17 protein-coding genes are annotated in these 16,422 nt (G+C 71.5%); 9 read left to right on the top strand and 8 right to left on the bottom strand.

The window, feature by feature from the left end:
* Position 1: 1 nt before the first annotated feature.
* From ACZ61C_RS28680 to ACZ61C_RS28670, 3 genes are read right to left on the bottom strand one after another with little or no spacing between them, the layout of a single operon-like run.
* The gene (locus ACZ61C_RS28680; RefSeq protein ID WP_465310949.1) at positions 2 to 883 is read right to left on the bottom strand and encodes a glycosyltransferase family 2 protein; all 882 of its coding nucleotides are present in this window, start codon (positions 881 to 883) and stop codon (positions 2 to 4) included.
* Positions 880 to 1,905, bottom strand: coding sequence for a glycosyltransferase (locus ACZ61C_RS28675; RefSeq protein ID WP_465310948.1), 1,026 nt, complete (start codon positions 1,903 to 1,905; stop codon positions 880 to 882). The genes ACZ61C_RS28680 and ACZ61C_RS28675 overlap by 4 nt, the downstream gene beginning before the upstream one ends.
* Positions 1,902 to 2,969, bottom strand: a complete 1,068-nt coding sequence (locus ACZ61C_RS28670; RefSeq protein WP_465310947.1) for a glycosyltransferase — start codon at positions 2,967 to 2,969, stop codon at positions 1,902 to 1,904. The genes ACZ61C_RS28675 and ACZ61C_RS28670 overlap by 4 nt, the downstream gene beginning before the upstream one ends.
* Positions 2,970 to 3,298: 329 nt before the next feature.
* Between ACZ61C_RS28670 and ACZ61C_RS28665 the strand changes: the two genes are divergently transcribed.
* The 3 genes from ACZ61C_RS28665 to ACZ61C_RS28655 are packed head-to-tail and all read left to right on the top strand — an operon-like array spanning position 3,299 to position 6,629.
* On the top strand, positions 3,299 to 4,351 hold the full coding sequence (locus ACZ61C_RS28665) for a glycosyltransferase family protein (protein WP_465310946.1): 1,053 nt from the start codon (positions 3,299 to 3,301) through the stop codon (positions 4,349 to 4,351).
* The gene (locus ACZ61C_RS28660; RefSeq protein ID WP_465310945.1) at positions 4,345 to 5,337 is read left to right on the top strand and encodes a glycosyltransferase family protein; all 993 of its coding nucleotides are present in this window, start codon (positions 4,345 to 4,347) and stop codon (positions 5,335 to 5,337) included. The genes ACZ61C_RS28665 and ACZ61C_RS28660 overlap by 7 nt, the downstream gene beginning before the upstream one ends.
* Positions 5,331 to 6,629, top strand: coding sequence for a glycosyltransferase family 2 protein (locus ACZ61C_RS28655; RefSeq protein WP_465310944.1), 1,299 nt, complete (start codon positions 5,331 to 5,333; stop codon positions 6,627 to 6,629). The genes ACZ61C_RS28660 and ACZ61C_RS28655 overlap by 7 nt, the downstream gene beginning before the upstream one ends.
* Before the next feature lie 6 nt (positions 6,630 to 6,635).
* Here the strand turns inward: ACZ61C_RS28655 and ACZ61C_RS28650 are convergent, their stop codons facing one another.
* Positions 6,636 to 7,361: an FkbM family methyltransferase gene (locus tag ACZ61C_RS28650; RefSeq protein WP_465310943.1), complete on the bottom strand. Its 726-nt coding sequence runs from the start codon at positions 7,359 to 7,361 to the stop codon at positions 6,636 to 6,638.
* A gap of 133 nt (positions 7,362 to 7,494) precedes the next feature.
* Here ACZ61C_RS28650 and ACZ61C_RS28645 point away from each other — a divergent pair, with 133 nt between their 5' ends.
* Positions 7,495 to 7,983, top strand: coding sequence for a hypothetical protein (locus ACZ61C_RS28645; RefSeq protein ID WP_465310942.1), 489 nt, complete (start codon positions 7,495 to 7,497; stop codon positions 7,981 to 7,983).
* Between the two features lie 45 nt (positions 7,984 to 8,028).
* Here ACZ61C_RS28645 and ACZ61C_RS28640 read toward each other — a convergent pair whose 3' ends face one another.
* Both ACZ61C_RS28640 and ACZ61C_RS28635 read right to left on the bottom strand, forming a co-directional pair.
* Entirely contained in the window at positions 8,029 to 8,829 is an 801-nt protein-coding gene (locus ACZ61C_RS28640; RefSeq protein ID WP_465310941.1) for a MerR family transcriptional regulator, read from the bottom strand.
* A gap of 33 nt (positions 8,830 to 8,862) precedes the next feature.
* Entirely contained in the window at positions 8,863 to 9,327 is a 465-nt protein-coding gene (locus ACZ61C_RS28635) for an SRPBCC family protein (protein WP_465310940.1), read from the bottom strand.
* Between the two features lie 315 nt (positions 9,328 to 9,642).
* Between ACZ61C_RS28635 and ACZ61C_RS28630 the strand changes: the two genes are divergently transcribed.
* The 4 genes from ACZ61C_RS28630 (at position 9,643) to ACZ61C_RS28615 (ending at position 12,853) form a co-directional block, all read left to right on the top strand.
* Positions 9,643 to 9,816, top strand: a complete 174-nt coding sequence (locus tag ACZ61C_RS28630; protein WP_465310939.1) for a hypothetical protein — start codon at positions 9,643 to 9,645, stop codon at positions 9,814 to 9,816.
* 111 nt (positions 9,817 to 9,927) lie between these two features.
* Positions 9,928 to 11,109, top strand: coding sequence for an AI-2E family transporter (locus ACZ61C_RS28625; RefSeq protein ID WP_465310938.1), 1,182 nt, complete (start codon positions 9,928 to 9,930; stop codon positions 11,107 to 11,109).
* A 29-nt stretch (positions 11,110 to 11,138) separates the two neighbouring features.
* Positions 11,139 to 11,804, top strand: a complete 666-nt coding sequence (locus tag ACZ61C_RS28620; RefSeq protein ID WP_465310937.1) for an HAD family hydrolase — start codon at positions 11,139 to 11,141, stop codon at positions 11,802 to 11,804.
* Positions 11,805 to 11,851: 47 nt separating this feature from the next.
* The gene (locus ACZ61C_RS28615; protein ID WP_465310936.1) at positions 11,852 to 12,853 is read left to right on the top strand and encodes an acyl-CoA dehydrogenase family protein; all 1,002 of its coding nucleotides are present in this window, start codon (positions 11,852 to 11,854) and stop codon (positions 12,851 to 12,853) included.
* Between the two features lie 88 nt (positions 12,854 to 12,941).
* Here the strand turns inward: ACZ61C_RS28615 and ACZ61C_RS28610 are convergent, their stop codons facing one another.
* Positions 12,942 to 13,286 (bottom strand): hypothetical protein, encoded by a 345-nt coding sequence (locus ACZ61C_RS28610; protein WP_465310935.1) that lies wholly within the window; start codon positions 13,284 to 13,286, stop codon positions 12,942 to 12,944.
* Between the two features lie 213 nt (positions 13,287 to 13,499).
* On the opposite strand from ACZ61C_RS28610, the gene ACZ61C_RS28605 reads away from it, so the two are divergent.
* On the top strand, positions 13,500 to 14,486 hold the full coding sequence (locus tag ACZ61C_RS28605) for a YihY/virulence factor BrkB family protein (protein WP_465310934.1): 987 nt from the start codon (positions 13,500 to 13,502) through the stop codon (positions 14,484 to 14,486).
* Between the two features lie 190 nt (positions 14,487 to 14,676).
* On the opposite strand, the gene ACZ61C_RS28600 is transcribed toward ACZ61C_RS28605, so the two are convergent.
* Complete coding sequence (locus tag ACZ61C_RS28600) at positions 14,677 to 16,410, bottom strand: thiamine pyrophosphate-dependent enzyme (RefSeq protein ID WP_465310933.1); 1,734 nt, start codon at positions 16,408 to 16,410, stop codon at positions 14,677 to 14,679.
* Between the last annotated feature and the right edge of the window lie 12 nt (positions 16,411 to 16,422).

Here is a 16,422-nt window from a genome sequence, read left to right as displayed (position 1 = left end):
CTCACTGGACGGGGTGGGCCGCGAGCCGGTCGCCGAACCCGGGGAGCAGGCGGAGGGTGTCGCGGGCGCGGTCGAACCGGACGGCACCGGCCCGGTCGAGCTCGGTCAGCCAGCCGATCATCGGCCAGAACCCGTGACGGCGGTGGAAAAGGCGGGCGTTGGCCACCAGCTCGCGGACGTGCCGCGGCTCGTGCCGGCTGGGTGGGTGGTACTGGTGGTAGGCGATGGCTCCGCCCACCCAGGCGAGCCGGGCGCCGCGCCTGGCCGCGCGCAGGGCGAAGTCGGTGTCTTCGGCGCCGTAGCCGGCGAACTCTTCGCAAAATCCACCGAAGCGGACCCAGTTGTCCCCTGAGAGCGCGAAGGACAGCGACCAGAACAGCTCGAAATTGTGCTCGTCCAGCACGATTTCATCGGCCTTCGGTGCCGGCCTGCGCGGGTGCGGCTCGGCGAGCCGGGCGAGTTCCCGTGGCGCGGGATAGCCGGCGGGCGGGGGCGGTGGCAGGTAGGCCACGGGCCCGCACAGCACCGTTGCCGGGGGCACCCGGCCCGCCGCGGTCGCGTAGCGGGCCAGCGATCCGGGACCGGGAACGCAGTCGACGTCGAGGAAGATCAGCAGCTCGGCGCCCCGGCCGAGGGCCGCGTCCGCCCCGGCGTTGCGGGCCGCGGCCAGGGGGAGCCCTCGGTGTCCGGAGTGGACGGTGACCGGGAGGAGAGGGGGTGCCGAGGGGCACGTGCGCAGCCGGGGGACGCCGGCCATGCTGACGACGACGTGCACCTCGGCGTCGGCGACGTCGAGCGCGTCGCGTTGGCGTTGAAGGTGGGAGTCCCGCCCGGCCGTGATGGTGATGACGGCGGTGCGTGGCCGCCACCCCGGGCCGGTCACCGGAACCGCGCCAGGTCGCGCAGGAGGGCTGCGGCGCGCGCCGCGCCGTCGCCGGACGACCACGGTGCCCAATCGCCGCCGCGGGTTCGTGCTTCGGCCAGCACCCCGGGCCACCGCGATGGAGCCGGCCACGATCGCACGACCACGCCCAGCGAAGCGCGGACCAACGCTTCCGCGGTCGCTTCCTGCTCGTCGAACGGGCGAGGCTGCGGGATGACGACGGCGGGCCGCCGGGCGGCCGCCAGCTCGGCGAGGGCGTTCTGGCCGGCGTGCGTGACCACGACGCCGGCCTCGGTCAGCAGGGGCCACGGGTCGGCTACCCATCCGTGGTGGTGCAGGTTGGACGGGTGGCTGCCGGAAGACTCCCCGGAACGGCCCGGACCCGCGACGTCCCACCGCCACCGCGGCGTGGCGGCCGCGGCGGCGTGGAGCTGGGTGGTCGTCACCGCCAGGCCCCCCGACCCCCAAAGCACGAGGGCGCGTCGCGTTGCGCCGGCCGGGGAGGTGGTTCGTCCGTCGAAGCGTGAGAACGCGCCCACGTGCACGGTCTTGGCCAGCCATCCGGGCGGCCAGTCCGGCGCGGGCCGTCGTGGCCACGGCGCGAGGATCGCCTCGGCCAGGTCGTAGGCCGTCCGGTGGGCCCGGTCGGTCCGTCGTCCCGGCTGCGCGACGACCACCACGGGCACGCCGTGCAGCCGGGCCAGCACCGCGATCTCGACCGATACGTCGGCCACGAGCAGGCGAACCCCGTACCGGCGCAGCTCCGCGCCGACGAGAACCATCCGGTCGCGCAGACCCGCGTGCCGGGTGGGCGCCCAGTGCAGGGTGCCACCGGCCGTGACGTCGTCCTGCGCTGCGTCGGCTCCGGCGGAGTCGTCGGGCAACGTGGTCCACTGCCCCGGCCAGCCTGCCGGCGTCGGCAGGCTGGAGAGCCCGAGCACCTCCTCGCCGAGGTTGCAGGCGATGGCGCTTGCCCGTTGAAGGTGCCCGGAGCCGTGGTGGTGCACATAATAGGCGATCACGACAGCAGCTCCCGGTAGATCCGCACGTACTCGTCGACCATCCGGTCCACCGAACACGTGTCTTCCGCCCGCCGGCGCGCCGCGGCACGGTCCAGCGTCATAGCGTCGGTGATGGCCGCGGCGAGCCCGGCCACGTCGTCGGGGGCGGCCAGGGCGCCGGTGCACTCGTCGAGGATCTCGGGCAACGCTCCCCGGGCGAACCCGGCGACCGGCGTGCCACAGGCCAACGCCTCGGCGACCACCAGGCCGTAGGGCTCCTCCCACCGCGGCGAGACCACGGCGACGCCCGCCGAGCCGACCAGCCGGACCAGATCGGAGTGGGTGAGGTGACCCAGGTACTCGATGTCACCCCCCAGCAACGGCTCGACGCAGTTCCGGAAGTACCCGGCATCCGGTCGCGGGCCGGCCAGCCTGAGCCCGGTTCCGGCCGCTCTCGCGGCCTTGATGGCGAGCTCGGGTCCCTTTTCAGGCACCAAACGGCCGAACCAGACCGGTGGGGCGCCGCCGGGGCCGGGGACCCACCGGTCCAGGTCGACCCCGTTGTGCACCACGGAGGCCACCGGAACCAGCGACGACCACTGCCGTGCGGTGTGGGCGCTGACGGCGGCGAAGCGGTTGCGGCCGGCGGACCGCAGCCGGATCGCCGACTCCAGCCACGGGGTGGGCGGGGTGTGCAGTGTGGTCACCATCGGGGTGCCGAGGGCGGGCGCCATCGCGATGGGTAGGTAATGCAGGGAGTTGTTGTGCACGACGTCGCATTCCGAGGTGGCGGCGAGGTCGAGCATGAGGCCGAGGTAAGCGTGGTGCTCGGCCATGAAGTAGTCGGCGGGCATGCTGACGTCGAGCCGGGCTTGCGCCGACAACCCGGGCAGGGCCGGCATGGCTCTCACGTCCAGCTCAGGGTCGGATCCGGTCCCGCCGAACACCGTCACGTCGTGGCCTCTCTTCCGCAGCCCGGTGGCCAGCTGCCAGGTGTGCGCCTCCAGACCGCCGGCGAACGGCTCGCGAATGGGGTAGCGCGCCGAGGCGACCAGGCCGACCGTCAGCACCGGGCCGGTGCACATCTCGCGGCTCGCTGAGCCGACGAGTATCTCGGCGACCGGCCGGGTATCCCGTTCGGTTCGGTCCACTGTGGGTGTTGCGCGTACCACCGCCTGTGCTCCTTCTGGGGGGTTTGCTCATTCACGATCCTGCAGGTGCCCGCTACCTGCGGTCGAAACTGTTTCCACTCGCTGAGGTCCCGTGAAATCTCAAGTCGTCGAATTTACCGCTCAAGCTGTTGGCTGGTTCCCCTTCGGTGGAACGATAAACGCGGGTTGCGGGAGGACCTCGCGGAGCACCCGATGGGGGTGAACCGGTGTTTACCCGTCGGAGGAGTGGATACTCGCCCTCGGTGAACAGGCCGTTGACGATTGCTTCGGTCCCGGCGGGGCATTCCTATATTCGCAATATCGCGGACACGCGTGCGGAACCGCGGTTCCGGGTGCTGCCCGATCCGCCGGTGCCCGGGGCCGCCGTCGGCCAGTGGTGGCCGCACCGCTCGCTGGAACCCGCGTGGCTGCACGCTCACCAAGACCGGTTCGACCTGCTGCACCTGCACTTCGGGTACGAGCACCGGTCCACTTCGGAGCTGCGGGCGATGGTCGAGACCGTGCGCGCCCTGAGGAAGCCCCTGGTGCTGACCGTCCACGACCTCCGCAATCCGCACCATGCCGATCCCCGCCCGCACCGCGCCGCCCTGGATACCCTGGTTCCCGCGGCCAACGCCGTGATCACCTTGACCCCGGGAGCGGCCACCCGGATCGCCCAGGCGTGGGGACGCACGGCGGAGGTGATCCCGCATCCCCACGTGGTGGAACCCGCTCGTGCAAGACGGGTTTCCCGGCGTGGTGACTCCTTCGTCGTCGGGGTGCACGCGAAAAGCGTGCGCGCGAACTGTGACGCGGTGGCCGTCGCCGAACAGCTGGCCCGCACCGTGGCCACCTTGCCCGAGGCTCGGCTGGTCGTGCACGCCCACGATGACGACGGCGGCCGACGCGCTGCCGACGAACTCGCACGGCGAGGCGTGCCGGTCGCCGTGCGACCGCGCTTCTCCGACGCCGAGTTGTTCGACTACCTCGAAGGCCTCGACGTCTCCGTGCTCCCGCACCGGTTCGGCACTCACTCGGGATGGCTGGAAGCGTGCTATGACCTGGGCACTACGGTGCTGGCGCCGGACTGCGGGTTCTTCGACGAGCAGGCCCCGTGCCTGCTGTACCACCGCACCGAAGCCGAAGTGAACCGCGAAAGCCTGGACCGGGTCCTGCGGCAGGCCTACGGGCGACGTCCCCGGTGGCGCGCCGACCCAGTGCGGCGGGCGGCCGAGCGCGAGGTCATCGCCGACGCCCACTTCGCCGTCTACCACTCGGTGCTCACGGCCGGGGTGGCGGCGGGCGGCTCGTGGTGAAAGTGCACACCTATGCGCCCGGCCCGGCGGGCCACGGAGTGGTCCGGCACGCGCGCTCGGTGGCCCGGTTGTGCGCGGCCCACGGGATGCTGGAGACAGATCGCGAACCGGACCTGACCCACGCCCACTTCACCGACACCCTGTTCGGCCCGTCGATCGCGGAAGCCGCCCGGGCCTACCGGAGCTGGGCTGCACGAGCGCGGCGCCCGCTGGTGGTCACGGTGCACGACGTCCCCGATCCCGCCGGCCGCGGCCGGCGGGACGTGGTGCGGTCGGCCGGTTACGCCGCGGTCGTGGCAGCCAGCGATGTCGTCGTCGTCTCGGCCGAGCACGAGGCCCGCAAGATCAGCCGGTTGACCGGCAGCGCGCCGCACCACATCGACCTCCCTTTGCCGGCGGAGCCGGGCCCCGTCCCGTTCGAAGTTCCGGCCGGCTTGGCGTCGTCGCTGGTCGTGCTCGGCTACCTCTACCCGGGAAAGGGGCACCGCGAGGCGATCGACGTGGCTGCGGCGCTGGGCCGGGTCCGGTCCGGCGGGCCACCCGAGGTGATCGCCGCGGGCGCCACGAGCGCCGGTCACGTCGACCTGGAAGGCGAGCTGCGCCGCTACGCCGAGGTCCGCCGCGTCCCGTTCGCGATCACCGGTCACCTGACCGACTCGCGGTTCGCAGCTGTGGCACGTGCGGCAGGAGCGCCGCTCGTGCTCAACCGCGAGGTCAGTGCCAGCGGCTCGCTGTTGTCCTGGCTGTCCTGCCGGCGGCGGCCCATCACCTCGGCCGGCCCCTACGGCCGCGAAATCGAGCGCCGCTACCCGGGCAACCTCCTGCTGGCGGCGACCGAGGCAGAAGTGGTCGAGCAGACCGCTCGGGCGCTCGACGAGCCGCAGGCGACGCGGTTGCCGGACTACCCGCGCTGGCGTGACGTCGGTGCTGCGCACGTCGCGCTCTACCGGTCGGTGCTCGCCGGAAGCCGGGTGCTCTCGTGCTGACCGACGTGTTGGTTCCGCACAACCGCTGGGACCTGCTGACGGGCCGGCCACGGCGAATCCCGACCGTGACCGTGGTCGTGACCCACTACGAGCAGCACCACCTGCTGCCCCGCATGGCCTCGGCGCTGAGCCGCCAGACCTTGCGTCCCGCCCAGGTCGTGCTGGCCGACGACGGCTCGGCGCTTGCTCCGGTCTTCGCAGTGCCCGGCGTCGAAACCACCGTCGTCAGCCAGCCGGACGAGGGGTTCCGCGCCGGAGCCGCTCGGAATCTGGCCGCTCGCGAGAGCACGAGTGAAGTGCTCGTCTTCCTGGACGCAGACACCGTGCCGGAGGCGAGTTACCTCCAGGAAATAGTCCGTCACATCGCCGTGTGTCCCGATGTGCTGGCGGTGGGGCGTCGCCGGCACGCCTCGTTCGCCGAGCTGGCAGAGGACGAACAACCGGACGTCTCGGCCGAGCTGCCGGAGCCCGCCTGGCTTAAGGACGCCTACGCCACCTCGGGAAACCTGCTGCACGCCGACGGCCGCAGCTTCCGCTTCGTGATCGGCGCGGTGCTGGCCTGCCGCCGCGAGCTCTTCCACGACGTGGCCGGCTTCGACGAGCGGTTCGTCGGTTACGGCGGCGAGGACTGGGACTTCGCATACCGAGCGTGGAACGCGGGCGCGGTGCTGGTGCACGAACGGGAGGCCGTCGCGTGGCACGACGGGCCCGACTGGGCGGGCCGTGGGGAGCGGGCTGAGATCATGGACCACCAGAGCGCACGCTTGGCCGCGGTGATCCCCGAGCCGTCCACCCGGGGTGCGCCGATGCCCGGGACGATTCCTGACGTGCTCGTCGACGTCCACGCCGGCGGCTCTTTCGAGCACACGGTGCGGACCGTGCATTCGGTGCTGCGTCAGACGCATCGCGATTTGGCGCTCCGGTTGCCGGTCCAGGACGAGCGCCTGCTGGAGACCTACGCGACGGTCATACGCCTGCAACCGTGGACCGGGGACCAGCTCCGCAGGGCCCGGGTCCGCGTCGAAGTTCACCAGCCCCTGCCCGGCTCGGCGGTCGAGCGTGCGGTGGCGCTGATCGCGAAGTCCGACGCCGGCCGGGTCGACCTCGTCCGCGACGGCGAGCTGCTGGGGGTCGCGTGGTCTACCCGTGCCCTCGGACGGGCCCGGCGCTGGTCCGCGCATTTCGCGGTCGACGACGTCGTCGACCGCGCTTTCGGCCGACGCTCACTCGCGCTCGAAGAGGAGGGCGAGCGGGCCAAGACGTTGGAGGGCTTCTTCGCCCGGTGGGGCTGAGGTGGCTCACGGCCGCGCCGCGGTCACGATGTGGTGCCGCAGTTCCGGCGACATCATCGCCGGCACGCGCCGACCGCACTCGAAGCCGTGCCGGGTGAGCAGGCGTTCGACCTCGGCCAGGCGGTCGTCGACATCGTGCACCTCGATGACCAGCGCGGCGATGCGTGGCCAGTCCTGGTCGTCGATGCCGAGGAGCACCTCCAGCTCCGCGCCTTCGACGTCCACCTTGACGAGGTCGATCCGCGCGGGCGGCGACGGCAGGACACTGGAAAGGCGCACGACGTCGGCTTCCACGAGGTCGGTGCCGAGCATCTCGTCGGCCGACCGCGGGTCCGGCTGGGTCTCGCGCATCGCCGCCGTCCAGGACGCGGGCTTCTCGCTCGGACGGCTCGTCGAATTGGCCGACAGGTGGTGGTAAGCGGTCAAAACCACACGCCCGGCGCGGTCTCCGAGAGCGGCTTCGACGACGTGCACGGATCCGCCGTCGACGTCGGCCACGTTGGCGCGCAGCAGAGCGCAGGTCGCGGGGATCGGTTCCACGACGATGAGCCGCGCGTCCGGGCACAGCCGGGCGATCCGCAGCGCGAACAAGCCGATGTTGGCGCCCGCGTCGACGACCACGGCGTCCGGACGCAACGGCGGCAGGTCCCGGAGGTAGTCGTCGTGGGTGAAGATTTCGTGGTAGAGGTAGTGCGCCTCGCCCGCCGCCCACTGGCCGGGCCGTGTGGCCACCTCGAGATCGCCGGCAACACGAACACGCGCCGGCTCGGCTTCACTGATCCTTTGCGGAACCTGCACCCTGACCCCTCGCGTGATTAGGCGGACGTCTGTCTGTAGCCGTTTCGCGCGGAGGTAAACCTGCCGGGTGCTGGTGTTCACGCGCGTGGCGGTGTCGGTGGGTTGGCTGGGCGCGGGGGCAGCCAACGTGGTGCCGGCCATGACCGCCGGGTACACCGGCGACCGCGCGGTACGGCGGGTGTCCTATCTGATGATCGATCGGATTGACGACTTCGTCGTGATCCCGGCCGCGTTCGCCGCACTGGTCGGCGGGATCGTGCTGGGCCTGTTCACGAAGTGGGGGCTGGCCAAGCTGGTGCTGACGGCCGCGGTGATCGTCTACAGCACGTTCGGGCTCGGTGTGTGGGTGGAGGAAGCCATGGCGGCGGCCGCCGGCGGGGTCGAAAGCCCGGTGGCGGGACCGTTGGCCTACGGTGCGGCCCTGAACATCGTGGCGTTCTTGTTCATGACCTGGCTTTCGGTGGCCAAGCCTTGGGGCCGCACACCGTGGTCTCGGAAGCGAGCTCCTGTGCGTGACCGCCGGGCGTCCGAGCTGTCGCCGAATCAAGCAGGGTGAACTCTTCCCCTGGTGATCCGACTTCATCAGCAACCCGAGGAACACTCAACCGTCGGCCACCAGCAGGGCCACGGCTTCACGGAAAGTTGCCGGGCGAGCGCCGGGCGCGGCATCGGCGGGCCACCCGGGGCCGGTCAGGACGAGCCGGGCGCCGGGAACGTCCGGGGGCGTGGCCGGGAAGCTGCTCCACACCACGATCGACGAAGTCTCGACCCGGTCGACGGCGTCCCGCAGCGCGGAGTCCGGCAACGACGCGCCCAGGAACAGGGCCGTGCGGCCGCGCTCGGCCAGCGCGGCGCGGAGCGCCTCGAGAGGCAAGGTGTGCCGGTCGCCGTCGGCGCAGGCCAGCAGGACCGCCGGTGTTGAGCCGGCGGGCGTGGTGATGCGGTGCAGGGCGGCGGCAATGGCCCAGGAGAGGGCGTGGACGAGGTCGATGCAGCGGTCGCCGTCGTCGCTCAAGGCCGCCAAGGCGGGCCGGCACAGGTTGTCCCAGGTGTCGACGACGTCGTTGCGGTCCAGGTGCGCGTTCAGCAGTGCGGTCGCGGTGTCGATCTCCAGACCGTGGACCGCGGAAAGGAGCGTGCCGACGTCGTACGTTTCGCCGAGCGGGTGGAACGCCCGTGCGGCCGCGCCTTCGGTGCTGAGGCCTTGCGCGATGAGGTGCTTCATGCGCAGGAGGGCATCGACGTCGGCGCGGGTGTAGCGGCGGTGGCTACCGTGCTGCGGGGCGACCAGCGGAAGGTCGTAGCGCCGGTGCCAGGCGCGAAGAGTGGAAGCCGGAAGCCCGAGCATCCGGGCGACCGCCCCCGCCGGCCAGGTGACGGCGGGGGCGGCGGGCTGGTTCATCGCACCAGTGTGGACCCGGAGGCCGCCGGACGCTCAGCTACCGGGCCGTTCGACGTCGCCGCGCCACGAACCGGTCTCCTGACCGCCCCGCTCTTCGATGAACGTCTTGAACCTGCTCATGTCGCCCTTGACCCGCCGGTCGAGGAGACCGAGCTTGTCGGCGACGTTCTCGACGAAGCCCTCGGGGTCGATGTCCATCTGCGCGGTCACCCTGGTGCGGTGGTCGCCCAGGCGGTGGAAGGTCACCACCCCGGCGTGGCTGGGCCCGGAGTCCGACTTCCAGGCGACCCGTTCGTCGGGGTGCTGCTCGGTGATCGTGGCGTCGAACTCGCGGTGCTGACCACCCACGCTGACCTTCCAGCGGGTGTGCGTTTCGTCGAGCTGCCGGACTTCATCCACGCCTTCCATGAAGTGCGGGAAGGATTCGAACTGGGTCCACTGGTTGTAGGCGGTGGTGACGTCGGTCTCGACGTCAACGGACTCGGTGACGGTGCTCATGGCGAGTGCATCCTTTCGGGTCGAGATCGTTCCGAGACCCGGTTACCCTGAGATTCGATGACAAAACGATGCAAGCGCGTCTGCGTCGCCGGCGATCGAGGGAGGCCCGATGACCTGCGAAGACGAGGTACCCGCGTTGACCGTTCACCGCGCCACGGTGCCCGAAGCCGCCATCGTCGCCGCGTCCGGCGACCTGGACGCCGCGACGGTCCCGCTGCTGCGCGATGGCGCCCGGGCCGCGTTGGCGGCGAACCCCCCCCGGCGCTCATCGCCGACTTCGGCGGGATCTCCTTCTGCGGTTCGGCGGGCCTGCAGGTGATCGCCGAGCTCGGCTCCGCCTCCGCCGTCCGGAGCCTGCCGTTCGCGGTGGTCACGGACCAGTACGCGGTGCGGAGGGTGCTGCAGGTTTCCCGGCTCGACGAGACGCTCAGCCTGCACCCGACCGTGGACCGCGCCCGCGCCTGGATCCGCGAGCTGAAGGCCGACTGACCGCGCGACGGGAGTGGTCCGCTTTTCGCCGCGAGTTTCGGGCTCGGACCCCGGAGTTTGCCTCCGTGCGGCCGGGGTAGCCGGGACTCGGTCCGAACGGAAGGCTGGGGCATGCCGGAACCCGCGGAAAGCCGCAAAGAGCGTGAAGAAGCGCAGGAGGGGCACCACGACCTCGTCGCCCAGCCGCACACCGACGAAGAGGGATCGGTCGCCAAAGCGGAAGCCGAGGCGGCCGAGCTGAGCACCGAGACGGCCCCGCTGGGTGAACCGGGGCGGAAGCTGAATCGGAAGTCGCCGTTCTTCGTCGGAATGCTCGGCGCCGCCGGGGTCGCGGTGACGTACCTGGTGGCCCAGCTGATCGTGACGGCCCAGGACACCCTGGTCCTGATCGGGCTGTCGCTGTTCATCGCGATCGGTCTGGAACCTGCCGTGTCGTGGCTGGCCCGGCACCGGTTCCCGCGCTGGGCGGCGGTGCTCACGGTGCTGCTGGCCCTGGTGCTGATCGGCGGCGGGTTCCTCGCCGCGGCCATCCCCGTCCTCGTCGAGCAGGCCACCGCGTTCGCCCACCAGGTCCCGCAGTACCTGCAGGACCTCAAGAACCACAACTCCCCGCTGGGGCAGCTCAACGACCGGTTCGGCATCCAGCAGAACCTGCAGCAGCTGCTCAGCGGCGGCAGCTTCGAAGGCGCGCTCAACGCCGGCAAAGCCGTGCTCGGGACCGTGGGCGACCTGCTGGTCGTGGCCGTGCTGACGATCTACTTCCTGGCCGACCTGCCCCGCATCCGCGCGGGCCTGTACCGGCTCGTCCCGCACACCCGCCGACCCCGGACCATCCTCATCGGCGACGAGATCTTCGCCAAGGTCGGCGGTTACGTGCTCGGCAACGCGCTGATTTCGCTCATCGCCGGCGCCGCCGCGTTCGTGTGGTTGCTGGTCTTCGGCGTCCCCTACGCGCTGCTGCTCGCGATCCTGGTCGCGTTGCTGGACCTGGTGCCGGTGCTCGGGACGGCCATCGCCGGGGTCGGGGTGTCGCTGGTGGCGCTGACGGTGTCGTGGCCGGTCGCGCTGGCCACGGGCGGGTTCTTCCTGGTCTACCGGCTGCTGGAGGACTACCTGCTGGTGCCCAGGATCATCGGGAAAGCGGTCGAGGTCCCGGCGCTGGTCACGGTGGTGGCGGTCCTGCTCGGCGGGGTGTTGCTCGGGGTGGTCGGCGCGCTGGTCGCGATCCCGGTCGCCGCCGCGCTCCTGCTCGTCCTGCGCGAGGTCGCCTACCCCCGCCTCGACCGCGCTTGAAGGTCCGGGCCACCGGGTAGTCGGCAGGGGTGACTGACTCCGTGATCGCCGTCCTCGACATCGACGGGACGCTCGTCGACTCCAACTACCAGCACGCCTTGGCGTGGTACCGGGCGTTGCGCTCGCTGGGGGAGACCGTCCCGGTGTGGCGGCTGCACCGGCTGATCGGCATGGGCGGGGACCAGATCCCCACCAAGATCGGGGGCGAGGACCTCGAACGCCGGATCGGTGACCAGGTCCGGCAGCGGCAGACGGAGGAGGCCGACCTGCTGCTCGAGGAGATGGCGGTGCTGCCCGGCGCTCGTGAGCTTCTGGTGGCCATCAAGGAGCGCGGGCACCGGCTCGTGCTGGCCTCCTCCGCTCAGGAGCGGCATGTGGACGTGTTTCTGGACAAGCTGGCCGCCCGCGATCTCGTCGATGCGTGGACGACCAGTGCCGACGTCGAGGCGTCGAAGCCCGCGCCCGACCTGCTTCAGGTCGCGTTGAAGAAGGTCGGCGCCGCTTCGGACGCCCGGAGCGTGGTGGTGGGCGATTCGGTGTGGGACGTCGAGGCGGCGAAGCGGGCCGGGATGCCCGCCATCGTGGTCCGGTCCGGCGGGTTCGGCGACGACGAGCTGCGCGAGGCGGGCGCCGTCGCCCTCTTCGACACCCCCGGTGACTTGGTGGAGGCACTTGCCGAGACCCCGCTTGCCTGAGCGGTGAGTGACGCATGATCGGCAGGGGCTTCGGGTAACCGGTGACCATGATCACCTGGGAGGCCAGACCGGCGCACGGTCTGCTGGAGCCCGCTCCGCCGAAACCGCTGCCGCTGCCGCGATCCACCGCCTCGATCGGGTCCGACCTCCGCACGCTGTACGCGGCCGGCGCGCTCGAACTGCCGCAGCCCGGCACCGGCGGGCTCGTGGGGCGCTGGGCCGCGCTGGCCGCCCTCGGCCGGATCGACCTCGCTCTCGCGCGGCTGGCCGAGGGACACGCCGACGCCGTCGCGATTCTCGGCGAGGCCGGCCTGGCCCCGCTGCCCGGCGCGCTCTACGGCGTCTGGGCGGCGAAGTCCGGCGGCACCGGCGCTGTTCTCGAAAACGGCAGGCTCAGCGGCACGGTGCGGTTCTGCTCGGGACTGTCCCTCCTGGACCGCGCCCTGGTGGCGGCCGGCGACCGGCTGGTCGACGTCGATCTCACCGACCCGGGTGTGCAGCGGCACCCGGACACCTGGCAGGCGGTCGGCATGGACGCCTCCGACAGCGGCGACGTCGTTTTCGACGGCATCCTGATCCCGGCCGACGCGCACATCGGCCCGCCGGACTGGTACGTCGGCCGACCCGGCTTCGCGCTGGGCGGGGGCGGGGTCGCCGCCGTCTGGCTCGGCGGGGCGGCCGGAGTGCTCGACGGCGTCCTGAGCCACCTGCGCGAAACCGGCGCCGCCGACGAGCACCAGGTGGCCCACCTGGGCACGATGCACGCGGCCCTGCGCTCGGCCGAGGTCCTGCTGCTGAACGCCGCCGAAACCATCGAGCAGGCCGCCGACCCGTGGCACGTCGCCAGCACGTGCCGGGCCGGTGTCGAGCAGGCCGTGCGCGTGATCCTCGATCACGCACCCCGGCTGACCGGTCCGGCACCACTGGGCCGCGACCGCCGGTTCGCCCAGCGGCTGGCCGACCTGGGCGTCTATGTCCGCCAGCACCACGCCGAGCGTGATCTCGCCGCGCTGGGCCGGCAGGTGCTGGCCGCCGGAGAGGCCGGGTGACGCCCGAGCCGGCGTTTCCCGCGTGGCCGGACGACCCGTTCACCCGCGCTGGTCGTCGCCGCCCACCCGGGCGACGAGACCCTGGGCGCTAGCGGCTTGCTGCAGCACCCGCGGGCACCGCGGTGACGCTCGTGGTGGCCACCGGCGGCGAGGACGTGTCGACGAAAGCTGCGGGATTTCCTTCGGCAGCAGGGACTTTCCGACGTCGAGCCGCTCTGGAGCCGTGTAACCCGTATCCCTCGAGGGCTGCCGGTGGATGGTCCACGAAGTCTTCCACGACTCCGGTCAACCGGTCGACGACCGTCTCGACGAAGGCCATTTCGGCTTCGGTGTAGCCGGCCAGCGCGGCGTTCTGGCGGTGCGCGAGCCGTGGCGAAGAACGCGCCGGCGTCATGGGGGTGCCCTGGTCTTCGGCGGTGAGGATCGCGACCATGGTGGCGGCGTCGGCCGCGGCGAAGTTTCCGCGTCGCGGTCGGTGTGCGCGCCCAGCTCGGCCAGGTGGTGCTCGCCGTCGAAGCCCTGGTGGACCAGCTAGCAGCCGGGCTCGCCCTTGACCTGGGTCAGGGCTTCCTCCTGCTTCTCGGAACGGATGAGGAGTACCCGGTCGTGGACGGGGTATGCCGCGCCGACGAAGCAGGAGGTGGCGATGGTGGCCGAACGAAGAAACACCCCCGACGGTCCGGGCGAGCTGTCCAAGAGGACGTGGGGCGGGGTGCTCAAACGCACCGTCAGGCAGTTCAACCGCGACAACGTGACCGACTGGGCGGCCGCGCTGACCTACTACGCCGTGCTGTCGCTGTTCCCGGGCATCATCGTGCTCACGGCGATCCTGGGGTTGCTGGGCCCGAACGCGATCCAGACCGTGATCGACAACGTGAACCAGGTCGTTCCAGGACAGGGCAGGGACATTCTCGTCGGTGCGATCAAAGAGCTGGCCGGATCGCGGAGCCTGGCCGGGCCGCTCGCGATCATCGGCCTGCTCGGCGCGCTCTGGTCGGCGTCCGGTTACGTCGGGGCGTTCATGCGCGCGTCGAACGCCATCTACGGCATGCCCGAAGGGCGCCCGATCTGGAAGACGGTTCCGCTGCGTATCGCGCTGACGGTCGGCATCGTCGCGCTCTTGGCGGCATGCGCGCTGGGCGTGGTCGCGACGGGCGCGGTCGCCCGCCGGATCGGCGACCTGATCGGGCTCGGCTCGACCGGGGTGCTCGTGTGGGAGATCGCGAAGTGGCCGGTGATCGCACTGCTCGTCAGCCTGGCCTTCGCGTTGCTGTACTGGGCCGGACCGAACGTGCGGCAGCCGGGGTTCAAATGGCTGACGCCGGGCGGCCTGCTGGCCGTGGTGCTGTGGGTGCTGGCGTCGGCGGGGTTCGCGTTGTACGTTGCGAACTTCGGCTCGTACAACAAGACCTACGGCTCGCTGGCCGGGGTGATCGTGTTCCTCGTGTGGTTGTGGATCTCGAACATCGCCGTGCTGCTGGGGGCGGAGCTGGACGCCGAGGTGGCCCGCGCGCGTTCGATCGAGGCCGGGCGTGATGAGGACCAGGAAGAGCCGTTCCTCCCGCCGCGCGACACCAGGGCGATGGACGAGGACGAGGTCGCGGATGTGGCCGCGGAAACCGAACGGAGCTGAGCCCGCATGCTCCCGGCCGGACGGACCTGGTCGGTCCCGCACGGCTGAGGAACCGCGCACACGCCTTCTCCCGCGGTTGTCGCCGAGGATTGTTGAGCCGGCGCTGTCCCTCGGTGATCATGGCGATGCCGGTCTCGTAGTCGCGTCGGCCCGTCGGAAAGCCGCGCTGGAACGTCGTCCGAGGTGACTGTCAGCTTTTGTCGCCGGTGCTGCGGAGATGCTCCTTCACTTTGGCGATCGCGAAGCCCCAGCCCTGGTCCACCGTCGGCTTCGGCGGCACGGACATCTCCTCGGGGTTGGTCAGCACGTCCAGCAGGACCGGGCCGTCCGTGGCCAGTGCGCGCTGGACGGCCTCGGCGAGGTCGCCGGGGTCGGTGACGCGGATGCCGGTCAGCCCGAGCGCGGTGGCGACGGCGGCGAAGTCCGGGTTGTCCAGTTCGGTGCCGAACTCCGGCAGCCCGGCCTGTTCCTGCTCCAGCTTCACCATGCCCAGGCGCCGGTTGTCGAAGACGACCAGTTTCACCGGCAGCCGGTAGGTGTGGATGGTCATCAGGTCGCCCAGCAGCATGCTCAGGCCGCCGTCGCCGCAGAACGCGATCACCTGGCGGTCGCGGTCGCGCAGCTGGGCGCCGATCGCCTGCGGCATCGCGTTGGCCATCGACCCGAGGTTGTAGGAACCGAGCAGCCGCCGGGTCCCCGTCATCCGCACGAAGCGTGACAACCACACCGTCGCCATCCCGGTGTCGGAGGTGAACACCGCGTCCGGAGCGGCGTGCTCGTCGATCAGCGCGGCGAGGGCCTCGGGCCGGATCTCGTGGTCGCGGTTGTCGAACACCGAGCGGACCTTGCCCACGACGCCCTTGTCGTGCTCGGGGGAGGCCAGCCGCCGCTGCCCGGCGTGCCAGCGGTCGAAGTGCGCGCGGGCGTCGTCGAGGTGGCTGCGGGACGCGCGCGGGGACAGCCGCGGCAGCAGGGCCGCGACGGTGGGGGCGACGTCGCCGACGAGGCCGAGTTCGACCGGGACGCGGCGGCCGATGTGCTCGGCCACGGCGTCGACCTGGATGACCTTCTTGCCCGTCGGATACCAGGCCCGGTAGGGGAAGTCGGTGCCCAGCAGGAGCAGCAGGTCGGCGTCGTCCAGCGCTTGGGCGGCGGCGGGGTTGCCGATCAAGCCGGTCTGGCCGACCTCGAACGGGTTGTCGGCTTCGAAGCCTTCTTTGGCTTTGAGGGTGAGCACCATCGGCGCGGCCAGCCGGTCCGCCAGCGCCAACACGTCCTCGCGGGCCTGCCGGGCTCCGCGTCCGACCAGCAGCGTGACCTTCTCGGCGGCGTTGAGCAGCTGGGCGGCGGCGTCGAGGGCGGGGTCGTCGGGGCGGGTGCTGCGTTCGGCGAGGGAGAACCGCGGTTCCCGGTCGGCGTCGACCTTCTTGTCGCCGAGGTCGCCCGGGACGGTGAGGACGGCGGGGCCGCCGCGGCTGATCGCGGTGCGGACCGCGATCTCGAGCAGGCCGGGGATCTGTTCGGGCGAGGTCACGGTGGCGCGGAAGACCGCGACGTCCTTGAACAGCAGGTCGTTGTCGACCTCTTGGAACATGTCGGTGCCGATGTCGGCTTGCGGGACCTGCCCGGCGATGGCCAGCACCGGCGCGTGAGACTTCGCGGCGTCGTACAGGCCGTTGAGCAGGTGCACCGATCCGGGCCCGACCGTGCCCATGCAGACGCCGATCGTGTCGCCGAGCTGCGCCTGTGCCCCGGCGGCGAACGCGGCGGCCTCCTCGTGCCGGCAGCCGACCCATTCGACGTCTTCGGCACGGCGGATCGCGTCGGTCAGCGGGTTGAGGGCGTCACCGACGACGCCGAACACGTGCGTGACGCCGAGCCGGCCGAGGCTGTCGACGATGACTTGGGCGACGGTGCGGGCCATGGGATTCTCCTG

The organism is Amycolatopsis sp. NPDC104587 (genome assembly GCF_055583645.1).
This window is presented reverse-complemented; position numbering and strand designations above follow the sequence as displayed.

Coding starts and splice junctions, on each gene's coding strand:
- ACZ61C_RS28615 (WP_465310936.1), top strand. CDS start 11,852: ATGATCACCTGGGAGGCCAGACCGGCGCACGGTCTGCTGGAGCCCGCT.
- ACZ61C_RS28635 (WP_465310940.1), bottom strand. CDS start 9,327: ATGAGCACCGTCACCGAGTCCGTTGACGTCGAGACCGACGTCACCACC.
- ACZ61C_RS28600 (WP_465310933.1), bottom strand. CDS start 16,410: ATGGCCCGCACCGTCGCCCAAGTCATCGTCGACAGCCTCGGCCGGCTC.
- ACZ61C_RS28610 (WP_465310935.1), bottom strand. CDS start 13,286: ATGGTCGCGATCCTCACCGCCGAAGACCAGGGCACCCCCATGACGCCG.
- ACZ61C_RS28625 (WP_465310938.1), top strand. CDS start 9,928: ATGCCGGAACCCGCGGAAAGCCGCAAAGAGCGTGAAGAAGCGCAGGAG.
- ACZ61C_RS28605 (WP_465310934.1), top strand. CDS start 13,500: ATGGTGGCCGAACGAAGAAACACCCCCGACGGTCCGGGCGAGCTGTCC.
- ACZ61C_RS28640 (WP_465310941.1), bottom strand. CDS start 8,829: ATGAACCAGCCCGCCGCCCCCGCCGTCACCTGGCCGGCGGGGGCGGTC.
- ACZ61C_RS28670 (WP_465310947.1), bottom strand. CDS start 2,969: ATGTGCACCGGCCCGGTGCTGACGGTCGGCCTGGTCGCCTCGGCGCGC.